Here is a 22946-nt window from a genome sequence, read left to right as displayed (position 1 = left end):
GGGGTGATTGAATAATGGCAAAGGCACCAATTCGTGCACGTAAACGTGTAAGAAAACAAGTCTCTGACGGCGTGGCTCATATCCATGCTTCTTTCAACAACACCATCGTGACTATCACTGATCGTCAGGGTAACGCGTTGGGTTGGGCAACTGCCGGTGGTTCCGGTTTCCGTGGTTCTCGCAAATCCACTCCGTTTGCAGCTCAGGTTGCAGCAGAGCGTTGCGCTGACGCCGTGAAAGAATACGGCATCAAGAATCTGGAAGTTATGGTTAAAGGTCCGGGTCCAGGCCGCGAATCTACTATTCGTGCTCTGAACGCCGCAGGTTTCCGCATCACTAACATTACTGATGTGACTCCGATCCCTCATAACGGTTGTCGTCCGCCGAAAAAACGTCGCGTATAACGCTTCGTTTTCCAGGTTTGTTGGAGAAAGAAAATGGCAAGATATTTGGGTCCTAAGCTCAAGCTGAGCCGTCGTGAGGGCACCGACTTATTCCTTAAGTCTGGCGTTCGCGCGATCGATACCAAGTGTAAAATTGAACAAGCTCCTGGCCAGCACGGTGCGCGTAAACCGCGTCTGTCTGACTATGGTGTGCAGTTGCGTGAAAAGCAAAAAGTTCGCCGTATCTATGGTGTGCTGGAGCGTCAGTTCCGTAACTACTATAAAGAAGCAGCACGTCTGAAAGGCAACACCGGTGAAAACCTGTTGGCTCTGCTGGAAGGTCGTCTGGACAACGTTGTATACCGTATGGGCTTCGGTGCCACTCGTGCAGAAGCACGTCAGCTGGTTAGCCACAAAGCAATTATGGTAAACGGTCGTGTTGTTAACATCGCTTCTTATCAGGTTAGTCCGAATGACGTTGTAAGCATTCGTGAGAAAGCGAAGAAGCAGTCTCGCGTGAAAGCCGCTCTGGAGCTGGCTGAGCAGCGTGAAAAGCCAACCTGGCTGGAAGTTGATGCTGGCAAGATGGAAGGTACGTTTAAGCGTAAGCCGGAGCGTTCTGATCTGTCTGCGGACATTAACGAACACCTGATCGTCGAGCTTTACTCCAAGTAAAGCTTAGTACCAAAGAGAGGACACAATGCAGGGTTCTGTGACAGAGTTTCTAAAACCGCGCCTGGTTGATATCGAGCAAGTGAGTTCGACGCACGCCAAGGTGACCCTTGAGCCTTTAGAGCGTGGCTTTGGCCATACTCTGGGTAACGCACTGCGCCGTATTCTGCTCTCATCGATGCCGGGTTGCGCGGTGACCGAGGTTGAGATTGATGGTGTACTACATGAGTACAGCACCAAAGAAGGCGTTCAGGAAGATATCCTGGAAATCCTGCTCAGCCTGAAAGGGCTGGCGGTGAGAGTTCAGGGCAAAGATGAAGTTATTCTTACCTTGAATAAATCTGGCATTGGCCCTGTGACTGCAGCCGATATCACCCACGACGGTGATGTCGAAATCGTCAAGCCGCAGCACGTGATCTGCCACCTGACCGATGAGAACGCGTCTATTAGCATGCGTATCAAAGTTCAGCGCGGTCGTGGTTATGTGCCGGCTTCTACCCGAATTCATTCGGAAGAAGATGAGCGCCCAATCGGCCGTCTGCTGGTCGACGCATGCTACAGCCCTGTAGAGCGTATTGCCTACAATGTTGAAGCAGCGCGTGTAGAACAGCGTACCGACCTGGACAAGCTGGTCATCGAAATGGAAACCAACGGCACAATCGATCCTGAAGAGGCGATTCGTCGTGCGGCAACCATTCTGGCTGAACAACTGGAAGCTTTCGTTGACTTACGTGATGTACGTCAGCCGGAAGTGAAAGAAGAGAAACCAGAGTTCGATCCGATCCTGCTGCGCCCTGTTGACGATCTGGAATTGACTGTCCGCTCTGCTAACTGCCTTAAAGCAGAAGCTATCCACTATATCGGTGATCTGGTACAGCGTACCGAGGTTGAGCTTCTTAAAACGCCTAACCTTGGTAAAAAATCTCTTACTGAGATTAAAGACGTGCTGGCTTCCCGTGGACTGTCTCTGGGCATGCGCCTGGAAAACTGGCCACCGGCAAGCATCGCTGACGAGTAACCGGATCACAGGTTAAGGTTTTACTGAGAAGGATAAGGTCATGCGCCATCGTAAGAGTGGTCGTCAACTGAACCGCAACAGCAGCCATCGCCAGGCTATGTTCCGCAATATGGCAGGTTCACTGGTTCGTCATGAAATCATCAAGACGACTCTGCCTAAAGCGAAAGAGCTGCGCCGCGTAGTTGAGCCGCTGATTACTCTTGCCAAGACTGATAGCGTAGCTAATCGTCGTCTGGCATTCGCCCGTACTCGTGATAACGAGATCGTGGCAAAACTGTTTAACGAGCTGGGCCCGCGTTTCGCGAGCCGCGCCGGTGGTTACACTCGCATTCTGAAGTGTGGCTTCCGTGCAGGCGACAACGCGCCGATGGCATACATCGAGCTGGTTGATCGTTCTGAATCGAAAGCAGAAGCTGCTGCAGAGTAATCTGAAGCAACGTAAAAAAACCCGCCCCGGCGGGTTTTTTTATACCCGTCGCATCCCCACTTATCTACAATAGCTGTACTCTTTTTGTTCATCCCCTGGAGTATTTATGTGGTTACTTGACCAGTGGGCAGAGCGCCATATATCAGAAGCGCAAGCGAAAGGTGAGTTTGATAACCTACCAGGTAGCGGCGAACCATTGATACTGGATGATGATTCCCATGTGCCACCGGAATTACGTGCGGGGTATCGCTTGTTGAAGAATGCCGGTTGTTTACCGCCAGAACTTGAGCAGCGGAGGGAAGCAATTCAGCTTCTGGATATTCTTAAAAGCATTCGTCAGGACGATCCACAATATCAGGAAGTTAGCCGCAGGTTATCTTTGCTAGAGTTAAAACTGCGACAAGCAGGTTTGAGCACAGAATTTTTACATGGCGAATATGCAGGTAAGCTTCTGAATAAAATTAATGACAACTGAGAGAGCGTTTATGTATCGCATTGGTGAGCTGGCAAAATTGGCGGAAGTGACGCCTGACACTATTCGTTATTATGAAAAGCAGCAGATGATGGATCATGAAGTACGTACCGAAGGTGGTTTTCGTCTTTATACCGAAAGCGATCTCCAACGTTTGAAGTTTATTCGGCATGCCAGACAGCTCGGTTTTAGTCTTGAGTCGATCCGTGAGTTGTTGTCGATCCGTATCGATCCTGAACATCATACCTGCCAGGAATCAAAAGGCATTGTGCAGGAAAGACTACAGGAAGTGGAAGCACGAATAGCTGAGTTGCAGAGTATGCAACGTTCACTGCAACGACTTAATGATGCCTGCTGCGGAACAGCCCATAGCAGCGTTTATTGCTCAATTCTCGAAGCTCTTGAGCAAGGTGCAAGTGGTGTGAAAACAGGCTGTTGATTTATTGCACTGGCAGGATTACACTCGCGCGGTTAAATAACCAACAGGAGTTTTTATGAGTCGATATCAGCATACTAAAGGGCAGATAAAGGATAATGCGATTGAAGCATTACTGCATGATCCCTTGTTCAGACAACGAGTTGAGAAAAATAAGAAAGGGAAAGGAAGTTACATGCGTAAAGGCAAACAGGGTAACCGGAATAACTGGGAGGCCAGTGGCAAGAAAGTAAATCACTTTTTTACCACTGGCCTTCTGCTTTCAGGCATTTGTTAAGAGCGGTTATTTTGCTCTTTCAACAAATCGCGAATCTCTGTCAGTAACACTTCTTCTTTAGTTGGTGCTGGTGCCGCTGCCGGTTCTTCTTTTTTACGATTCAGTTTGTTGATTAGCTTAATCGCCATAAAGATGGCAAAGGCAACAATCAGAAAATCAAATACGTTTTGAATGAAGACACCGTAATGCATGACAACAGCGGGTACATCCCCCTGCGCATCGCGTAACGTGACAGCAAACTGTTTAAAGTCGATCCCACCAATTAACAAACCTAGCGGCGGCATGATGATATCGGCAACCAGTGAAGAGACAATCTTACCGAAGGCCGCACCGATAATGACACCCACAGCCAAATCCACCACATTCCCGCGCATCGCAAATTCGCGAAATTCTTTAATAATGCTCATCTTATTCTCCCTATGAAGCTGACATTTATAAGTCTAACAAATGTTAAGTCATTTTCCTGTCAGGAATGAATTTAATTAAACCTTGAAAAACAAAAGGAAATAATAAGGCGCCACAAGACGCCTCATGAATTACAAGAAGAAAGGGCTTGGCTGGAAGAGGCGTTCAACGTCGGTAATAAACTTTTTATCTGTCAGGAACATAATCACGTGATCGCCTTGCTCAATGCGCAAATTATCATTGGCTATCATGACATCATTTCCACGAACCACAGCACCGATAATTGTTCCCGGCGGCAGTTTAATTTCATCTATAACCCTACCGACAACACGAGAAGTACTTTCATCCCCGTGAGCAACGGCTTCAATAGCTTCAGCTACACCGCGGCGTAATGAGGAAACACCAACGATATCTGCTTTTCGTACGTGACTGAGTAGCGCAGAAATGGTTGCCTGTTGCGGTGAAATCGCAATATCGATCACGCTTCCTTGAACCAGATCCACATAAGCGCGACGCTGGATCAACACCATTACCTTTTTCGCACCCATGCGTTTAGCAAGCATGGCCGACATGATATTGGCCTCGTCATCGTTGGTGACGGCGATGAACAGATCAACTTGATCAATATGTTCTTCGGCCAACAGTTCTTGATCTGATGCATCACCAAAAAAGACGATCGTATTTTGCAATTTTTCTGCCAGCTCGGCGGCACGTTGCTGATTACGTTCGATGAGTTTGACGCTGTAATCTTTTTCCAGTCGACGCGCCAACCCGGCACCGATATTACCGCCACCAACCAACATAATGCGTTTATACGGTTTTTCCAGGCGCTGTAATTCACTCATCACTGCGCGGATATGTTGCGAAGCGGCAATAAAGAACACTTCATCGCCAGCTTCAACGATGGTTGATCCTTGTGGACGAATGGGGCGATCGTGACGGAAGATGGCCGCTACACGGGTATCGATATGTGGCATATGCTCGCGCATGGTCGAAAGCGCATTACCAATCAGCGGGCCGCCATAATAGGCTTTGACTACTGCCAGGCTGACTTTGCCTTCTGCGAAGTTCACCACCTGTAATGCGCCGGGATATTCAATCAGCCGGTAAATATTATCGATAACCAACTGCTCTGGTGCTATCAGATGATCAATTGGTACAGCGTCTGAATGAAAGAGCTTATCGGCATCCCGGACGTAATCTGGTGAACGGATGCGAGCGATACGGTTAGGGGTGTTGAAAAGCGAGTAGGCTACCTGACAGGCAACCATATTGGTTTCATCTGAACTGGTTACTGCAACCAGCATATCGGCGTCATCGGCACCGGCCTCTCGCAAGACCCGTGGGTGAGAGCCATGACCCTGAACGACTCGCAGGTCAAATTTATCCTGCAAGGTTCGCAGACGCTCACCATTGGTATCGACAACGGTAATATCGTTATTTTCGCCTACCAGGTTTTCCGCCAGCGTGCCACCAACCTGGCCGGCACCCAGAATGATAATTTTCATCAGTCGCGACCCGTTATCTCATCACTTTTTAATTAGCTTAGCGTAAAAGAAGCCGTCACCTTCTTCGGCGTCGGGCAGATTTTGTTTACCCGGTTGCTCTGGTGTTCCTGTTTCGCAAAGCATTGCATCTTCAGTGCGTTGCAGGAAGGCTTTAATCTGTTGGCTATTCTCTTCCGGTAACACCGAACAGGTGGCATAAACTAGCGTTCCACCTGATTTTAGATGCGGCCAGACGGCATCGAGGATTTCTGCCTGTAACTGAGCCAGTTCGGCAATATCGCGATCGCGACGCAGCCATTTTATATCCGGATGGCGACGAATCACACCGGTAGCGGAACAAGGTGCATCTAATAAAATGCGATCGAACTGTTGGCTACCACACCATTGTGCAGGATAGCGACCATCACCTTGTTTCACGGTTGCCTTCATACCGAGACGTTTTAAATTGTCGTAAACGCGAGAGAGGCGCTGTTCGTCAATATCAACCGCCAGAACTTGCGCTTCTGGTGCCACCTCAAGGATATGCGTTGTTTTACCGCCGGGGGCGGCGCAGAGGTCTAAAATATTCTCACCGTTTTGTGGATCCAGATAAGTTACGCAACCTTGCGCCGATGCATCCTGAACGGTGATCCATCCTTCTTCAAAACCGGGTAGTGCATGAACAGGCGTGGGTGTTTCCAGGCGTACTGCATCCAGGTAAACCGCATGTGGGAAGCCGTTCATGCCAGCTTCTTCCAGAAGTGCAATCCAGCTATCGCGGGAATGATGTGTACGGTTAACGCGTAGCCACATTGGCGGGCGTTGGTTATTGGCTTCGACGATGGATTGCCACTGCTCTGGATATGCTTTTTGCAGACGTTTTAATAGCCAGGATGGATGCAGATAGCGCGCATCACTGGCATTAAACTCAGCTAATAACTCATCTTGCTGACGTTGGAACTGGCGTAACACGCCATTAATCAACCCCTTAAGTTGTGGACGCTTAATTGCGACTGCGCCTTCAACCGTTTCGGCCAACGCGGCATGAGGTGGAATACGGGTATAAAGCAGTTGATACAAACCAACCATAATCAGGTAATGCACGGTCCGCTGTTTGCCAGTCATCGGACGGGCCATTAACTTATTAATCAGCCAGTCTAACTGTGAGAGCGTACGCAGTACGCCAAAACACAACTCCTGCAGAAGTGCTTTATCTTTATCAGAAACTTTTTGCTGGAGCGGTGGCAGAATGTTGCTTAATGATTGCCCTTGCTCAACGACTTGTTCAACGGCCTGGGCCGCCATGCTACGTAAATTACGTTGTTTTTTCATAAGTATAAAAATAAAAATGCCCGGCAAGACCGGGCTTAGAAGAGTGGACTATCAGGCCAGACGGTTGCCCGGAACAAACCATTCCCGACGAGAATTCAGGAGGTCTTGTGCGCTCATCGCTTTCTTACCCGCAGGTTGTAACGAGAGCAGGTTCAGGATTCCATCACCGGTTGCAACCTGGATACCTTGTTTGTTGGCTTCAAGGATCGTTCCTGGCGCAGCTTTGGTCGTCGTATCAATGACCGACGCTTTCCAGACCTTAACAGGCTGGTCTTCAATTTCCAGCCAGCTCATCGGCCAGGGATTGAAAGCACGAATGCAGCGTTCAAGCTGCGCTGCTGAAAGCGACCAGTCAATACGCGCTTCTTCTTTACTCAACTTTTCGGCGTAAGTGACAAGTGTTTCGTCCTGAACCTCCGGTTTTGCCGTGCCGTCTGCCAGTTGTTTCAGCGTGGCGATAAGCCCTTGTGGACCAAGCCCTGCCAGTTTGTCATACAACGTACCACTAGTATCTTCTGTGGTAATCGGGCAGGAGAGCTTATAGAGCATGTCGCCAGTGTCTAAACCGACATCCATTTGCATAATCGTTACGCCGGTTTCTGCATCGCCCGCCCACAGCGAGCGTTGAATCGGGGCGGCACCGCGCCAGCGTGGCAGCAACGAACCATGAACATTGATGCAACCTAAACGCGGCATCTCCAGCACGGCTTTGGGCAGAATCAGACCATAGGCAACGACAACCATGACATCAGCCTGCAGATCAGCGACCAGTTGCTGGTTTTCTTGTGGACGCAGGGAGACGGGCTGAAAAACGGGTAGACCTTTTTCTTCAGCCAGAACTTTGACCGGGCTGGGCATTAGTTTTTTACCGCGTCCTGCCGGTCGGTCTGGTTGGGTGAACACGCCAACGACGTTATGGCCAGAAGACAACAGCGCGTCGAGATGACGCGCTGCAAAGTCAGGTGTACCCGCAAAAATAATACGTAGTGATTCTGACACGTTAGTTCTTATCCTTAAGCCCGGGCTTTCAGACGATCCAGTTTTTCAACTTTCTGACGAATACGTTGTTGTTTCAGCGGTGACAGATAATCCATAAACAGTTTGCCAACCAGGTGATCCATCTCGTGCTGAATACAGATTGCCAACAGACCGTCTGCTTCCAGTTCGAATGGTTTACCGTCGCGGTCCAGGGCGCGAATTTTAACTTTCTCTGCGCGCGGTACTAAAGCTCGTTGTTCAGGGATCGACAGGCAACCTTCTTCAATGCCTGTTTCGCCGCTTTTTTCTAAAAGCTCCGGATTGATTAATACCAACCGTTCGTCGCGGTTTTCCGAAACATCAATAACAATGATACGTTGGTGGATATCAACCTGGGTTGCTGCCAGGCCAATACCTTCCTCTGCGTACATCGTCTCGAACATATCATCGACGATACGCTGAATTTCTGCATTCACTTCTTCTACCGGTTTAGCAACTTTGCGAAGCCGCTCGTCCGGAATATGTAACACTTGCAAAACTGACATAAATCTCCAGAGATGTGTTCAGGAGTTAGAAAGATTATTTCTTCTATTCTAGACAAATCCCCCTCTGATTGACAGCATCACTGACCAATCGCAAAGATTGCTAAGGCTGCTTATGGCAAGGGGATGATAAGGATGGTCGACACAGAAATTTGGCTGCGTCTGATGAGTGTGAGTACCTTGTACGGCGATGATATGGTTCGTATTGCTCACTGGTTGGTAGAACAGCCGCATATTGATGCTGTTGTATTGCAGCAAACAGGACTTTCATTGCGGCAGGCACAACGCTTTCTTTCATTTTCGCAGAAGAGTATCGAAAGTTCACGCCGTTGGCTGGAACAACCAAACCATCATTTAATCCCTGCGGACAGCGAATTTTATCCTCCTCAACTTCTTGCGACGACAGATTACCCCGGCGCACTGTTTGTTGCTGGAGAGTTGCACGCGTTGCAATCATTTCAGCTTGCCGTAGTGGGGAGTCGGGCACATTCATGGTATGGCGAACGCTGGGGGCGGCTGTTTTGCGAGTCGCTGGCGGTGCGAGGTGTAACAATTACCAGCGGGTTGGCGCGTGGAATTGATGGAGTGGCGCATAAAGCGGCATTGCAGGTGAATGGCGTCAGTATTGCTGTACTGGGGAATGGACTCAATACCATTCATCCTCGTCGCCATGCCCGACTGGCTACCAGTCTGCTTGAACATGGCGGCGCTCTCGTCTCGGAATTTCCTCTCGATGTTCCACCTCTTGCTTATAATTTTCCGCGAAGAAATCGCATTATAAGTGGTCTAAGTAAAGGGGTACTGGTGGTGGAAGCGGCTTTGCGCAGTGGTTCACTGGTGACTGCGCGTTGTGCGCTTGAGCAGGGGCGTGAAGTTTTTGCCTTACCCGGTCCATTAGGTAGCCCCGGTAGTGAAGGGCCCCATTGGCTCATTAAACAAGGTGCGATTCTTGTGACGGAACCGGAAGAAATTCTGGAAAATTTGCAATATGGATTGCACTGGTTGCCAGATGCTCCTGAAAATTCATTTTATTCACCAGATCACGAAGATGTGGCATTGCCATTTCCTGAGCTCCTGGCTAACGTAGGAGATGAGGTAACACCTGTTGACGTCGTCGCTGAACGTGCCGGCCAACCTGTGCCAGAGGTAGTTACTCAACTACTCGAACTGGAGTTAGCAGGGTGGATCGCAGCAGTACCCGGCGGCTATGTCCGATTGAGGAGGGCATGCCATGTTCGACGTACTAATGTATTTGTTTGAAACCTATATTCACACTGAAGCCGAGTTACGTGTGGATCAAGACAAACTTGAACAGGATCTTACCGACGCAGGATTCGATCGAGAAGATATCTACAATGCCCTGCTTTGGCTGGAAAAGCTTGCGGATTATCAGGAAGGATTGGCAGAGCCGATGCAACTGGCCTCTGATCCTCTTTCCATGCGTATTTACACCCCGGAAGAGTGTGAAAGACTGGATGCCAGTTGCCGTGGGTTCCTGCTTTTCCTCGAGCAGATTCAGGTGCTCAACCTTGAAACTCGTGAAATGGTGATAGAGCGAGTGCTCGCGCTGGATACCGCGGAGTTTGACCTGGAAGATCTGAAATGGGTGATCCTGATGGTGTTGTTCAACATTCCGGGCTGCGAAAATGCGTACCAGCAAATGGAAGAATTACTCTTTGAGGTGAATGAAGGTATGCTGCATTAATCATTTCTTTAATTCAGCATAAGTTGTTATGGCAAAATCAGCACTGTTCACGGTGCGTAATAATGAGTCCTGTCCAAAGTGTGGGGCTGAATTGGTTATTCGATCCGGGAAACATGGGCCGTTTCTCGGGTGTTCACAGTATCCGGCATGTGACTATGTCCGTCCCCTGAAATCATCTGCGGACGGCCATGTTGTCAAAGTTCTGGAGGGGCAGGTTTGCCCTGTATGTGACGCAAACCTTGTGTTACGTCAGGGGCGCTTCGGTATGTTTATTGGTTGCAGTAACTACCCTGAATGCGAGCATACCGAAATTATCGATAAACCGGACGAAACGACAATTACATGCCCTCAATGTCGGACGGGCCATCTGGTCCAGCGCCGCTCTCGTTATGGTAAAACGTTTCACTCCTGCGATCGCTACCCGGAGTGTCAATTTGCTATTAACTTCAAACCTATAGCCGGTGAGTGTCCTGAGTGTCACTATCCGCTACTCATCGAAAAGAAAACCGCGCAGGGTGTAAAACATTTCTGTGCCAGTAAACAATGTGGAAAGCCGGTTTCGGCGGAATAATAACGTGAATAATAACCTGCAAGAAGATGCTATCGCGACTGCGGTAGATGTCCTCAATGAAGAACGAGTCATCGCTTACCCAACGGAAGCCGTTTTCGGTGTCGGGTGTGATCCTGATAGTGAAACAGCAGTAATGCGACTGTTGGAGTTAAAACAGCGTCCGGTTGATAAGGGGCTGATTTTAATCGCGGCAAGTTACGAGCAGCTCAAACCTTATATTGATGACAGCATGCTGACGGACGCGCAGCGTGAAACCATTTTTTCTCGCTGGCCAGGTCCTGTCACCTTTGTCTTTCCCGCGTCTGCGGCAACGCCGCGCTGGTTGACAGGGTGCTTTGATTCGCTTGCTGTCCGAGTCACCGACCATCCGTTGGTGGTTGCTTTGTGCGAGGCTTATGGTAAACCGCTGGTTTCTACCAGTGCCAACTTGAGTGGGTTGCCGCCCTGTCGAACAGTAGAAGAAGTTCGCAGACAATTTGGTGCGGAGTTCCCGATTGTGCCAGGTGAAACGGGCGGTCGTTTAAATCCTTCAGAAATTCGCGATGCCCTGACGGGTGAACTGTTTCGACAGGGGTAACATGATGCAAACCTATGTTGTTTTTGGTAATCCGATAGCCCACAGCAAATCGCCATTCATTCATCAGCAATTTGCACAGCAACTGAATATTGAACATCCCTATGGACGCGTACTGGCGCCAATCAATGATTTCATCAACACATTGAATGCTTTCTTTAGTGCTGGTGGTAAAGGTGCGAATGTGACGGTGCCTTTTAAAGAAGAAGCTTTTGCCAGAGCAGATGAACTTACTGAGCGGGCGGCGTTGGCTGGGGCGGTTAATACACTCAAGCGGTTAGAAGATGGACGCCTGCTGGGTGACAATACTGATGGCGTAGGTTTGTTAAGCGATCTGGAACGCCTGTCTTTTATCCGCCCCGGTTTGCGTATTTTGCTCATTGGCGCTGGTGGGGCATCTCGGGGTGTATTACTGCCACTTCTTTCTCTGGATTGTGCGGTGACAATCACTAACCGAACGGTTTCTCGCGCGGAAGAGTTGGCTAAATTATTTGCGCATACTGGTAGTGTTCAGGCCTTGAGCATGGACGAACTGGAGGGGCACGAGTTCGATCTCATTATTAATGCGACATCCAGTGGTATTAGTGGCGATGTTCCGGCGATTCCGGAATCACTCATTCATCCAGGAATTAGTTGTTATGACATGTTCTACCAGAAAGGGAAAACGCCTTTTCTGGTATGGTGTGAGCAGCACGGTTCAAAGCGTAATGCTGATGGTTTAGGAATGCTGGTGGCGCAGGCAGCGCATGCTTTCCTTCTTTGGCATGGTGTTCTGCCCGACGTGGAACCGATCATTAAACAATTGCAACAGGAGCTGTCCGCGTGAATCAGGCAATCCAGTTTCCAGACAGGGAAGAGTGGAGCGAAAGTAAAAAATGCGTATGTTTTCCTGCTATTGTGAATGGTATGCAATTGACTTGTGCTATTACTGGTGAGAGTCTGGCGCATCGTTTTGCCGGAGATACGCCAGAACATTGGTTAGCGAATTTTCGTCAACATCGCTGGGATCTGGAAGAAGAAGCTGAAAGCTTGATTCAGGATCAAGGCGAAGATGATCAAGGTTGGGTTTGGTTACCCTGATCCAGATACTCGTCTTTCCATTTCACGTAGTTATTAGCTGAATAGCGTAACGCAGATTTTTCTTCATCAGTTAACGGGCGGATCTGTTTGACGGGGCTACCGAGATACAGATATCCGCTCTCCAGGCGTTTATTTTGTGGGACCAGACTACCCGCTCCAACCATCACATCATCTTCTATTACAGCGCCATCAAGTAAAATTGAGCCCATCCCAACCAGTACACGATTCCCAATGGTGCATCCATGAAGCATGACTTTATGCCCAACTGTAACATCATCCCCCACGATCAATGGATTACCTTGAGGATTGGCCGTCGATTTATGGGTCACGTGTAGGACACTGCCATCTTGTATATTCGTTCGGGTGCCAATCTGAACATGATTCACATCACCACGAATCACGACGAGCGGCCAGATCCCCACATCATCAGCCAGACGAACATCACCAATAACCACACTACTGCTGTCGATCATGACTCGTTGACCGATTTGTGGAAAAAGATCCCGGTATGGGCGTAGAGCGTCAGACATACTTACCTCAGCGAAAAATGATTTAACTATGACTTTGGGTGCTTTATTAGCCTTAAGCAAGTGTTTTGCTATGTAAAAATGCGCCATTTTGCATGCGAATGCAGCAAAAAGGCTGAAAAAACAACAAACAGAAAAAAAGATCAAAAAAGTACTTGTGCAAAAAAATGGGATCCCTATAATGCGCCTCCGTTGAGACGACAACGTGAAACACTTCACAAGATGGTCGAAACGACACAGAGAAAAATCCTGAAATTCGGGGTTGACTCTGAAAGAGGAAAGCGTAGTATACGCCACCTCGCGACAGTGAGCTGAAAGCCGCGTCGCAACTGCTCTTTAACAATTTATCAGACAATCTGTGTGGGCACTCGAAGATACGGATTCTTAACGTCGCAAGACGCTAAATGAATACCAAGTCTCAAGAGTGAACACGTAATTCATTACGAAGTTTAATTCTTTGAGCATCAAACTTTTAAATTGAAGAGTTTGATCATGGCTCAGATTGAACGCTGGCGGCAGGCCTAACACATGCAAGTCGAACGGTAACAGAAAGAAGCTTGCTTCTTTGCTGACGAGTGGCGGACGGGTGAGTAATGTCTGGGAAACTGCCCGATGGAGGGGGATAACTACTGGAAACGGTAGCTAATACCGCATAACGTCGCAAGACCAAAGAGGGGGACCTTCGGGCCTCTTGCCATCGGATGTGCCCAGATGGGATTAGCTAGTAGGCGGGGTAACGGCCCACCTAGGCGACGATCTCTAGCTGGTCTGAGAGGATGACCAGCCACACTGGAACTGAGACACGGTCCAGACTCCTACGGGAGGCAGCAGTGGGGAATATTGCACAATGGGCGCAAGCCTGATGCAGCCATGCCGCGTGTATGAAGAAGGCCTTCGGGTTGTAAAGTACTTTCAGCTGGGAGGAAGGGAGTAAAGTTAATACCTTTGCTCATTGACGTTACCCGCAGAAGAAGCACCGGCTAACTCCGTGCCAGCAGCCGCGGTAATACGGAGGGTGCAAGCGTTAATCGGAATTACTGGGCGTAAAGCGCACGCAGGCGGTTTGTTAAGTCAGATGTGAAATCCCCGGGCTCAACCTGGGAACTGCATCTGATACTGGCAAGCTTGAGTCTCGTAGAGGGGGGTAGAATTCCAGGTGTAGCGGTGAAATGCGTAGAGATCTGGAGGAATACCGGTGGCGAAGGCGGCCCCCTGGACGAAGACTGACGCTCAGGTGCGAAAGCGTGGGGAGCAAACAGGATTAGATACCCTGGTAGTCCACGCCGTAAACGATGTCGACTTGGAGGTTGTGCCCTTGAGGCGTGGCTTCCGGAGCTAACGCGTTAAGTCGACCGCCTGGGGAGTACGGCCGCAAGGTTAAAACTCAAATGAATTGACGGGGGCCCGCACAAGCGGTGGAGCATGTGGTTTAATTCGATGCAACGCGAAGAACCTTACCTGGTCTTGACATCCACAGAACATTCCAGAGATGGGATGGTGCCTTCGGGAACTGTGAGACAGGTGCTGCATGGCTGTCGTCAGCTCGTGTTGTGAAATGTTGGGTTAAGTCCCGCAACGAGCGCAACCCTTATCCTTTGTTGCCAGCGGTCCGGCCGGGAACTCAAAGGAGACTGCCAGTGATAAACTGGAGGAAGGTGGGGATGACGTCAAGTCATCATGGCCCTTACGACCAGGGCTACACACGTGCTACAATGGCGCATACAAAGAGAAGCGACCTCGCGAGAGCAAGCGGACCTCATAAAGTGCGTCGTAGTCCGGATTGGAGTCTGCAACTCGACTCCATGAAGTCGGAATCGCTAGTAATCGTGGATCAGAATGCCACGGTGAATACGTTCCCGGGCCTTGTACACACCGCCCGTCACACCATGGGAGTGGGTTGCAAAAGAAGTAGGTAGCTTAACCTTCGGGAGGGCGCTTACCACTTTGTGATTCATGACTGGGGTGAAGTCGTAACAAGGTAACCGTAGGGGAACCTGCGGTTGGATCACCTCCTTACCTTAAAGAAGCGTTCTTTGAAGTGCTCACACAGATTGTCTGATAGAAAGTGAAAAGCAAGGCGTCTTGCGAAGCAGACTGATACGTCCCCTTCGTCTAGAGGCCCAGGACACCGCCCTTTCACGGCGGTAACAGGGGTTCGAATCCCCTAGGGGACGCCACTTGCTGGTTTGTGAGTGAAAGTCGCCGGCCACTGTATCTCAAAACTCACTTACGAGTGATGTTTGAGATATTTGCTCTTTAAAAATCTGGATCAAGCTGAAAATTGAAACACTGAATAGTCGAAAGATTATTCGTGAGTCTCTCAAATTTTCGCAACACGATGATGGTTCGAAAGAAACATCTTCGGGTTGTGAGGTTAAGCGACTAAGCGTACACGGTGGATGCCCTGGCAGTCAGAGGCGATGAAGGACGTGCTAATCTGCGATAAGCGTCGGTAAGGTGATATGAACCGTTATAACCGGCGATTTCCGAATGGGGAAACCCAGTGTGATTCGTCACACTATCATTAACTGAATCCATAGGTTAATGAGGCGAACCGGGGGAACTGAAACATCTAAGTACCCCGAGGAAAAGAAATCAACCGAGATTCCCCCAGTAGCGGCGAGCGAACGGGGAGGAGCCCAGAGCCTGAATCAGTGTGTGTGTTAGTGGAAGCGTCTGGAAAGGCGTGCGATACAGGGTGACAGCCCCGTACACAAAAATGCACATGCTGTGAGCTCGATGAGTAGGGCGGGACACGTGGTATCCTGTCTGAATATGGGGGGACCATCCTCCAAGGCTAAATACTCCTGACTGACCGATAGTGAACCAGTACCGTGAGGGAAAGGCGAAAAGAACCCCGGCGAGGGGAGTGAAAAAGAACCTGAAACCGTGTACGTACAAGCAGTGGGAGCCTCTTTAATGGGGTGACTGCGTACCTTTTGTATAATGGGTCAGCGACTTATATTCTGTAGCAAGGTTAACCGAATAGGGGAGCCGAAGGGAAACCGAGTCTTAACTGGGCGTTAAGTTGCAGGGTATAGACCCGAAACCCGGTGATCTAGCCATGGGCAGGTTGAAGGTTGGGTAACACTAACTGGAGGACCGAACCGACTAATGTTGAAAAATTAGCGGATGACTTGTGGCTGGGGGTGAAAGGCCAATCAAACCGGGAGATAGCTGGTTCTCCCCGAAAGCTATTTAGGTAGCGCCTCGTGAATTCATCTCCGGGGGTAGAGCACTGTTTCGGCAAGGGGGTCATCCCGACTTACCAACCCGATGCAAACTGCGAATACCGGAGAATGTTATCACGGGAGACACACGGCGGGTGCTAACGTCCGTCGTGAAGAGGGAAACAACCCAGACCGCCAGCTAAGGTCCCAAAGTCATGGTTAAGTGGGAAACGATGTGGGAAGGCCCAGACAGCCAGGATGTTGGCTTAGAAGCAGCCATCATTTAAAGAAAGCGTAATAGCTCACTGGTCGAGTCGGCCTGCGCGGAAGATGTAACGGGGCTAAACCATGCACCGAAGCTGCGGCAGCGACACTATGTGTTGTTGGGTAGGGGAGCGTTCTGTAAGCCGTTGAAGGTGTGCTGTGAGGCATGCTGGAGGTATCAGAAGTGCGAATGCTGACATAAGTAACGATAAAGCGGGTGAAAAGCCCGCTCGCCGGAAGACCAAGGGTTCCTGTCCAACGTTAATCGGGGCAGGGTGAGTCGACCCCTAAGGCGAGGCCGAAAGGCGTAGTCGATGGGAAACAGGTTAATATTCCTGTACTTGGTGTTACTGCGAAGGGGGGACGGAGAAGGCTATGTTGGCCGGGCGACGGTTGTCCCGGTTTAAGCGTGTAGGCTGATTTTCCAGGCAAATCCGGAGAATCAAGGCTGAGGCGTGATGACGAGGCACTACGGTGCTGAAGCAACAAATGCCCTGCTTCCAGGAAAAGCCTCTAAGCATCAGGTAACATCAAATCGTACCCCAAACCGACACAGGTGGTCAGGTAGAGAATACCAAGGCGCTTGAGAGAACTCGGGTGAAGGAACTAGGCAAAATGGTGCCGTAACTTCGGGAGAAGGCACGCTGATATGTAGGTGAAGCGACTTGCTCGTGGAGCTGAAATCAGTCGAAGATACCAGCTGGCTGCAACTGTTTATTAAAAACACAGCACTGTGCAAACACGAAAGTGGACGTATACGGTGTGACGCCTGCCCGGTGCCGGAAGGTTAATTGATGGGGTCAGCCGCAAGGCGAAGCTCTTGATCGAAGCCCCGGTAAACGGCGGCCGTAACTATAACGGTCCTAAGGTAGCGAAATTCCTTGTCGGGTAAGTTCCGACCTGCACGAATGGCGTAATGATGGCCAGGCTGTCTCCACCCGAGACTCAGTGAAATTGAACTCGCTGTGAAGATGCAGTGTACCCGCGGCAAGACGGAAAGACCCCGTGAACCTTTACTATAGCTTGACACTGAACATTGAGCCTTGATGTGTAGGATAGGTGGGAGGCTTTGAAGTGTGGACGCCAGTCTGCATGGAGCCGACCTTGAAATACCACCCTTTAATGTTTGATGTTCTAACGTTGACCCGTGATCCGGGTTGCGGACAGTGTCTGGTGGGTAGTTTGACTGGGGCGGTCTCCTCCTAAAGAGTAACGGAGGAGCACGAAGGTTGGCTAATCCTGGTCGGACATCAGGAGGTTAGTGCAATGGCATAAGCCAGCTTGACTGCGAGCGTGACGGCGCGAGCAGGTGCGAAAGCAGGTCATAGTGATCCGGTGGTTCTGAATGGAAGGGCCATCGCTCAACGGATAAAAGGTACTCCGGGGATAACAGGCTGATACCGCCCAAGAGTTCATATCGACGGCGGTGTTTGGCACCTCGATGTCGGCTCATCACATCCTGGGGCTGAAGTAGGTCCCAAGGGTATGGCTGTTCGCCATTTAAAGTGGTACGCGAGCTGGGTTTAGAACGTCGTGAGACAGTTCGGTCCCTATCTGCCGTGGGCGCTGGAGAACTGAGGGGGGCTGCTCCTAGTACGAGAGGACCGGAGTGGACGCATCACTGGTGTTCGGGTTGTCATGCCAATGGCACTGCCCGGTAGCTAAATGCGGAAGAGATAAGTGCTGAAAGCATCTAAGCACGAAACTTGCCCCGAGATGAGTTCTCCCTGAGACTTTAAGTCTCCTGAAGGAACGTTGAAGACGACGACGTTGATAGGCCGGGTGTGTAAGCGCAGCGATGCGTTGAGCTAACCGGTACTAATGAACCGTGAGGCTTAACCTTACAACGCCGAAGATGTTTTGGCGGATGAGAGAAGATTTTCAGCCTGATACAGATTAGATTAGCCGGCGAAAGCGGGTTAATAAACAGAATTTGCCTGGCGGCAGTAGCGCGGTGGTCCCACCTGACTCCATGCCGAACTCAGAAGTGAAACGCCGTAGCGCCGATGGTAGTGTGGGGTCTCCCCATGCGAGAGTAGGGAACTGCCAGACATCAAATAAAGCAGAAGGCCATCCGAAAGGATGGCCTTTTTGCATTTTGAAACCATATCCAATTTAATGGATTACCTGCGATAAAAACGCCTGCGTGCGTTCCGATTTCGGATGTGCAAAAAACTCATCCGGCGCGGCCTGCTCAACAATCTCTCCGCGATCCATAAAAATGACCTTGTCAGCAACAGTGCGGGCAAATCCCATCTCATGCGTTACACACAGCATTGTCATACCCGACTGTGCCAGTCCAATCATCGTATCCAGCACTTCTTTCACCATCTCCGGATCGAGCGCCGACGTGGGTTCATCAAACAACATGATCTTGGGTTTCATGCAGAGTGAACGAGCTATGGCAACGCGTTGCTGCTGACCACCGGATATCTGCCCGGGAAACTTCTGTGCATGTTCGGCAATTCGTACTCTCTCAAGGTAATGCATCGCCAGAGCTTCAGCCTCTTTCTTCGGCATCTTGCGTACCCAAATCGGCGCCAGGGTACAGTTCTGTAAAACGGTCAGATGTGGGAAGAGATTGAAATGCTGAAAGACCATTCCTACTTCTTGCCTGACACGCTCAATATTGCGGATATCTTCGTTAAGTTCGATGCCATCCACTACGATTCTTCCCTGTTGATGTTCTTCCAGGTGATTAATACAACGGATGGTTGTCGATTTCCCGGAACCAGAAGGGCCACACAGAACGATTCGTTCCCCCGGTTGCACGATTAAATTTATATTCTTCAGGACATGGAATTGCCCATACCATTTGTTAACATTTTCCAGCGTAATCATCGCGTTAGCAGGTTGCAGTAAAATTTGGCTCATAGTGTCCTCAATGCGGTGTACGCTCGGTGTTAAAACGTTTTTCCAGATGTTGGCTATAACGCGACATACTGAAACAGAAGATCCAATAGATCAGTGCAGCGAAGACGTACCCTTCGGTCGACATGCCCAACCAGGCGGGATCAACGGTTGCCTGCTGAACGCTACTGAAAAGATCGAACAACCCGATAATGATCACCAGACTGGTATCTTTGAATAGTGCGATGATGGTGTTTACCAGCCCTGGAATAACCAGTTTCAGTGCCTGTGGCAGAATAACCAGCCCTTGGGTTTTCCAGTAACCCAACGCCAGCGACTCTGCAGCTTCATATTGACCTTTGGGGAGCGCCTGCAATCCACCTCGCACCACTTCCGCAACATAAGCGGACTGGAACAGGATCACTCCGACTAATGCACGGATCAGTTTGTCGATGCTGGTGCCTTCTGCCATAAATAACGGCAGCATCACTGACGACATAAACAACACGGTGATCAGCGGTACGCCACGCCAGAACTCGATAAAAATGACGGATAAGATACGCACAATCGGCATATGAGAACGGCGGCCTAACGCCAATAAAATCCCCCACGGCAGCGCCCCTGCAATCCCAACTGATGCAATAATCAAAGTAAGTGTTAGCCCACCCCATTGCCGGGTTTCAACTCGCTCAAGACCAAGAAAACCACCATACATTAGCCACCAGACAATAAGCGGGTAAATCATCGCCCATACCGCAATATAGCGACCGCGATGCGAGAGTATTTTCCAGAACATTGGTGCAATCGAAATCAGGCCAATCAGTAATGCCAGATTAATTCGCCAGCGTTGGTCGTGTGGGTAAAGCCCATACATAAACTGGCCAAATCGCTCGTGGATGAAGACCCAGCAGGCACCTGCTTTTGTACAGTCTGCGCGGGTTGACCCAACCCAGTTAGCCTGCAAAAAAGCCCAGTTCAGCAACGGTGGAATCAATTCCCACATCAGCCACAGGCAACCAATGGTCAGCAGACTATTACTCCAGCTTGAGAACAGATTTTTGCGCGCCCAAACTATAACGCGGCTTGGGTTATGGTTCGCCGGGCGCGGGGGATGAGACAGCAATACTTTCGTCATCATGACTCCTTAGCGTTCAACGATTGCGATACGGCGGTTATAGATATTCATCAGCAGTGAGATAGTCAGGCTGATAATCAGATAGACCGACATGGTCATGGCTATCGTCTCGATGGCCTGCCCGGTCTGGTTAAGCACGGTGCCGGCAAACAGTGAAACCATATCCGGATAGCCAATAGCGGCGGCAAGAGAAGAGTTTTTGACGATGTTGAGATACTGGCTGGTTAACGGAGGAATAATCACCCGCAGCGCCTGCGGAATAATCACCTGACGTAGTGTGACAGTATTGGGTAATCCCAGCGATCGGGCTGCTTCGTGTTGGCCATAAGGCACAGCCTGAATCCCTGCGCGGATAATCTCAGCGATAAATGCAGAGGTATAGACCGAAAGCGCCAACGTTAAGGCAGCCAGTTCAGGGATCAGCACCATACCACCGCGGAAGTTAAACCCTTGTAGGGCTGGAATGTTCCAGTGAAGTGCTGTGCCAAAAAGCCATTGCGCCAGCAAAGGTAAACCAATGATCATCACAGCGGCGACAGGCCATGTGCGACGTAGTTGACCGGTTTTTATCTGGTACGTTTTGTTGAAGCGAAATAGCCCAACAGAAATGGCTATAGCCATCACAACGGTCACGATAAACGCAAGAAATCCATCTCCCAGTTGCGGTGAGGGAATGTAAAGCCCGCGATTGCTCAAAAAGGCCAGATCAAACGCACTCACTGCCTGTCGCGGTCCGGGCAAATTGCGCAACACGGCAAAGTACCAGAAGAAGATTTGCAACAGCGGCGGAATATTACGGAAGATCTCAATATAAATTGTGGATAACTTTCGCAGTAACCAGTTCTCTGAAAGTCGCGCTAATCCAATAAAGAAGCCCAGAACAGAAGCGAACACAATACACAATGCTGAAACCAGTAGCGTATTGAGCAAACCGACAATAAAAACGCGTCCGTAGGTATCGCCCTGCTGGTAATCGATCAAATGCTGGACGATACCGAAGCCAGCGTCACGATCAAGAAAGGCAAACCCTGATGTAATGCCACGATTGCTTAGATTCGTCACGGTATTGTGAAATAGCCAACTAACAATGCCGACGACGGCAACAACGGCAAGGATTTGGAATAACCAGGCGCGAACCACAGGGTTGGCAAAGGAGAGTGAGCCTTTAACAGTTGGGCGGCGATGAGACATAGAAACCTCGAAAACCATAACGCTAAAGAGAGCGCCGCTGTAGCGACGCTCGTTACCTCACACTTACTTAACGCACGGGCGGTGCATATTGGATGCCACCGTTATTCCAGAGGTTATTTTGACCCCGTTTAATTTTCAGCGGACTTTCGGAGCCGACGTTGCGCTCAAAAATTTCCGAGTAATTACCTACCTGTTTGATGATGTTGTAGGCCCACTTGTTATCCAGTTTCAGATCCTTACCGTAATCGCCTTCTTTACCCAGCAGGTGCGCCATATCTGGTGTTGCCGGATTTGCTGCTTTTTCATCGACGTTCTGTGAATTAACGCCCATCTCTTCAGCATTCAGCATGGCGAACAGGGTCCAGCGAACAATAGAAAACCATTCGTCATCGCCACGACGAACCACCGGGCCAAGCGGTTCTTTAGAGATAACTTCCGGCAGAACAATCCATTCGGCAGGGTTACTTAATTTGATACGCAAGGCATACAGTTGTGATTGATCCGAAGCCAGAGTATCGCAGCGACCAGACTCCAGTGCCTTCGCGGATTCGTCAGAGCGATCGAAAGTCACTGGCGTGTACTTCATATTGTTTGCCTTGAAGTAATCGGCAACGTTGAGTTCAGTATCCGTACCCGCCTGAATACAGACAGTTGCGCCATCAAGTTCCTTCGCGCTTTTTAACCCTGCTTTGTCATGTGTCAGGAAACCAATGCCGTCGTAATAAGTGACGGCAGTAAATACCATTCCCATGCCTGCGTCGCGAGATGAAGTCCAGGTCGTATTACGGGAGAGTAAGTCCACTTCTCCGGATTGCAATGCAGTAAAGCGTTCTTTTGCGGTGAGCGGCGTATATTTCACTTTCGTGTCGTCGCCAAATACAGCAGCGGCAACACCACGACAAACATCAACATCAATACCAGAAAACTTACCGTCTGCATCAGCATAAGAGAACCCCGGTAATCCGTCGCTGATCCCGCATTGCACAAAACCTTTTTTCTTTACAGCATCGAGCGTCGCGCCAGCATGCGCCTGATTTGCAACGGCAAGCAGCACGCTGGCGGCAGCCAGTGTGGCTATCATCATCTTTTTCATAATGCTTCCTGTAAGGCGAAAATTATCGTTATAGAACGTTTGGGAAACGTTTTTTACCTGTCTGTGGCCATCCTCTTATAAGCAAAAGTAGTGCCAGTTTTTGCGCACGATTCCGCGACGCAATAAGCAGAGTGTAGACAGGAAATAATAGAAACAGCGCCCCGCAATGGTGCGAAAATGAAACATGCGCCACATTTTGGCGCAAAATATTTACGCGTATTTTACTAAGCAGAATAATGATTATTAGCGTGAGTATCAGAAGGGATGATGTTATTGAAAAATAAATTCATGCGTTATTTCGATAGAAAGGCAAGCGACGAGATAAAATGCTTAATTAAAAGGGAATTAGCCAGCGGA

General features: G+C 49.7%; 23 protein-coding genes, 1 tRNA gene and 3 rRNA genes. 17 read left to right on the top strand and 10 right to left on the bottom strand.

Annotation, left to right across the window (positions count from 1 at the left end; translation table 11 throughout):
* Positions 1-14 precede the first annotated feature (14 nt).
* The 7 genes from rpsK (at position 15) to arfA (ending at position 3685) form a co-directional block, all read left to right on the top strand.
* Positions 15-404 (top strand): 30S ribosomal protein S11, encoded by a 390-nt coding sequence (rpsK, locus tag C1192_RS14395; RefSeq protein WP_001029684.1) that lies wholly within the window; start codon positions 15-17, stop codon positions 402-404.
* Between the two features lie 33 nt (positions 405-437).
* Positions 438-1058: a 30S ribosomal protein S4 gene (gene rpsD, locus C1192_RS14390; protein ID WP_000135224.1), complete on the top strand. Its 621-nt coding sequence runs from the start codon at positions 438-440 to the stop codon at positions 1056-1058.
* 25 nt (positions 1059-1083) lie between these two features.
* Positions 1084-2073, top strand: a complete 990-nt coding sequence (locus C1192_RS14385; protein ID WP_038354717.1) for a DNA-directed RNA polymerase subunit alpha — start codon at positions 1084-1086, stop codon at positions 2071-2073.
* Between the two features lie 40 nt (positions 2074-2113).
* Complete coding sequence (rplQ, locus tag C1192_RS14380; protein ID WP_001216372.1) at positions 2114-2500, top strand: 50S ribosomal protein L17; 387 nt, start codon at positions 2114-2116, stop codon at positions 2498-2500.
* A gap of 106 nt (positions 2501-2606) precedes the next feature.
* On the top strand, positions 2607-2975 hold the full coding sequence (locus tag C1192_RS14375; protein ID WP_000266523.1) for a DnaJ family domain-containing protein: 369 nt from the start codon (positions 2607-2609) through the stop codon (positions 2973-2975).
* A 10-nt stretch (positions 2976-2985) separates the two neighbouring features.
* On the top strand, positions 2986-3411 hold the full coding sequence (gene zntR, locus C1192_RS14370; protein WP_038354716.1) for a Zn(2+)-responsive transcriptional regulator: 426 nt from the start codon (positions 2986-2988) through the stop codon (positions 3409-3411).
* 55 nt (positions 3412-3466) lie between these two features.
* The gene (gene arfA, locus C1192_RS14365) at positions 3467-3685 is read left to right on the top strand and encodes an alternative ribosome-rescue factor ArfA (protein ID WP_000092705.1); all 219 of its coding nucleotides are present in this window, start codon (positions 3467-3469) and stop codon (positions 3683-3685) included.
* Here the strand turns inward: arfA and mscL are convergent.
* The 5 genes from mscL to def form a co-directional block, all read right to left on the bottom strand.
* Entirely contained in the window at positions 3682-4092 is a 411-nt protein-coding gene (mscL, locus tag C1192_RS14360; RefSeq protein WP_000022446.1) for a large-conductance mechanosensitive channel protein MscL, read from the bottom strand. The two genes, arfA and mscL, sit on opposite strands and share 4 nt — an antisense overlap.
* Positions 4093-4221: 129 nt before the next feature.
* Complete coding sequence (trkA, locus tag C1192_RS14355) at positions 4222-5598, bottom strand: Trk system potassium transporter TrkA (RefSeq protein WP_000691382.1); 1377 nt, start codon at positions 5596-5598, stop codon at positions 4222-4224.
* Positions 5599-5619: 21 nt separating this feature from the next.
* Complete coding sequence (rsmB, locus tag C1192_RS14350) at positions 5620-6909, bottom strand: 16S rRNA (cytosine(967)-C(5))-methyltransferase RsmB (protein WP_000744787.1); 1290 nt, start codon at positions 6907-6909, stop codon at positions 5620-5622.
* 51 nt (positions 6910-6960) lie between these two features.
* The gene (fmt, locus tag C1192_RS14345; protein WP_016249270.1) at positions 6961-7908 is read right to left on the bottom strand and encodes a methionyl-tRNA formyltransferase; all 948 of its coding nucleotides are present in this window, start codon (positions 7906-7908) and stop codon (positions 6961-6963) included.
* Positions 7909-7922: 14 nt separating this feature from the next.
* The gene (gene def / locus C1192_RS14340; RefSeq protein ID WP_000114984.1) at positions 7923-8432 is read right to left on the bottom strand and encodes a peptide deformylase; all 510 of its coding nucleotides are present in this window, start codon (positions 8430-8432) and stop codon (positions 7923-7925) included.
* Between the two features lie 132 nt (positions 8433-8564).
* Here def and dprA point away from each other — a divergent pair, with 132 nt between their 5' ends.
* From dprA to C1192_RS14310, 6 genes are read left to right on the top strand one after another with little or no spacing between them, the layout of a single operon-like run.
* The gene (gene dprA / locus C1192_RS14335) at positions 8565-9689 is read left to right on the top strand and encodes a DNA-protecting protein DprA (protein ID WP_000228572.1); all 1125 of its coding nucleotides are present in this window, start codon (positions 8565-8567) and stop codon (positions 9687-9689) included.
* On the top strand, positions 9661-10134 hold the full coding sequence (gene smg, locus C1192_RS14330) for a DUF494 family protein Smg (RefSeq protein ID WP_000460672.1): 474 nt from the start codon (positions 9661-9663) through the stop codon (positions 10132-10134). The genes dprA and smg overlap by 29 nt, the downstream gene beginning before the upstream one ends.
* A 28-nt stretch (positions 10135-10162) precedes the next feature.
* On the top strand, positions 10163-10705 hold the full coding sequence (locus C1192_RS14325; protein WP_001517199.1) for a DNA topoisomerase family protein: 543 nt from the start codon (positions 10163-10165) through the stop codon (positions 10703-10705).
* A 4-nt stretch (positions 10706-10709) separates the two neighbouring features.
* Positions 10710-11282: an L-threonylcarbamoyladenylate synthase type 1 TsaC gene (gene tsaC / locus C1192_RS14320; protein ID WP_001517198.1), complete on the top strand. Its 573-nt coding sequence runs from the start codon at positions 10710-10712 to the stop codon at positions 11280-11282.
* Between the two features lie 4 nt (positions 11283-11286).
* The gene (gene aroE / locus C1192_RS14315; RefSeq protein WP_038354720.1) at positions 11287-12105 is read left to right on the top strand and encodes a shikimate dehydrogenase; all 819 of its coding nucleotides are present in this window, start codon (positions 11287-11289) and stop codon (positions 12103-12105) included.
* Positions 12102-12359 carry a DUF1488 family protein gene (locus C1192_RS14310; protein WP_001070589.1) on the top strand — a complete coding sequence of 86 codons (258 nt, stop codon included), beginning with the start codon at positions 12102-12104 and terminating at the stop codon, positions 12357-12359. The genes aroE and C1192_RS14310 overlap by 4 nt, the downstream gene beginning before the upstream one ends.
* Here the strand turns inward: C1192_RS14310 and C1192_RS14305 are convergent.
* Positions 12335-12889, bottom strand: a complete 555-nt coding sequence (locus tag C1192_RS14305) for a gamma carbonic anhydrase family protein (RefSeq protein WP_038354715.1) — start codon at positions 12887-12889, stop codon at positions 12335-12337. The two genes, C1192_RS14310 and C1192_RS14305, sit on opposite strands and share 25 nt — an antisense overlap.
* A 471-nt stretch (positions 12890-13360) precedes the next feature.
* Between C1192_RS14305 and C1192_RS14295 the strand changes: the two genes are divergently transcribed.
* The 4 genes from C1192_RS14295 (at position 13361) to rrf (ending at position 18372) form a co-directional block, all read left to right on the top strand.
* Positions 13361-14902: ribosomal RNA gene (locus C1192_RS14295) — 16S ribosomal RNA — on the top strand.
* Positions 14903-14987: 85 nt separating this feature from the next.
* Positions 14988-15063: transfer RNA gene (locus C1192_RS14290), tRNA-Glu, on the top strand.
* A gap of 195 nt (positions 15064-15258) precedes the next feature.
* A 23S ribosomal RNA gene (locus C1192_RS14285) occupies positions 15259-18163 on the top strand.
* Between the two features lie 93 nt (positions 18164-18256).
* Positions 18257-18372, top strand: a 5S ribosomal RNA gene (gene rrf / locus C1192_RS14280).
* Together the 16S, 23S and 5S rRNA genes with 1 tRNA gene alongside form the textbook arrangement of a ribosomal RNA operon.
* Positions 18373-18435: 63 nt before the next feature.
* Here the strand turns inward: rrf and C1192_RS14275 are convergent.
* The 4 genes from C1192_RS14275 to C1192_RS14260 form a co-directional block, all read right to left on the bottom strand.
* Complete coding sequence (locus C1192_RS14275; protein WP_000078317.1) at positions 18436-19194, bottom strand: amino acid ABC transporter ATP-binding protein; 759 nt, start codon at positions 19192-19194, stop codon at positions 18436-18438.
* Between the two features lie 7 nt (positions 19195-19201).
* Positions 19202-20305, bottom strand: coding sequence for an amino acid ABC transporter permease (locus C1192_RS14270; protein WP_038355784.1), 1104 nt, complete (start codon positions 20303-20305; stop codon positions 19202-19204).
* Between the two features lie 9 nt (positions 20306-20314).
* Positions 20315-21496: an amino acid ABC transporter permease gene (locus tag C1192_RS14265; protein ID WP_038355785.1), complete on the bottom strand. Its 1182-nt coding sequence runs from the start codon at positions 21494-21496 to the stop codon at positions 20315-20317.
* Between the two features lie 67 nt (positions 21497-21563).
* Positions 21564-22589 (bottom strand): amino acid ABC transporter substrate-binding protein, encoded by a 1026-nt coding sequence (locus tag C1192_RS14260; RefSeq protein ID WP_038355786.1) that lies wholly within the window; start codon positions 22587-22589, stop codon positions 21564-21566.
* Between the last annotated feature and the right edge of the window lie 357 nt (positions 22590-22946).

The organism is Escherichia marmotae, assembly GCF_002900365.1.
Taxonomy (GTDB): domain Bacteria; phylum Pseudomonadota; class Gammaproteobacteria; order Enterobacterales; family Enterobacteriaceae; genus Escherichia; species Escherichia marmotae.
This window is presented reverse-complemented; position numbering and strand designations above follow the sequence as displayed.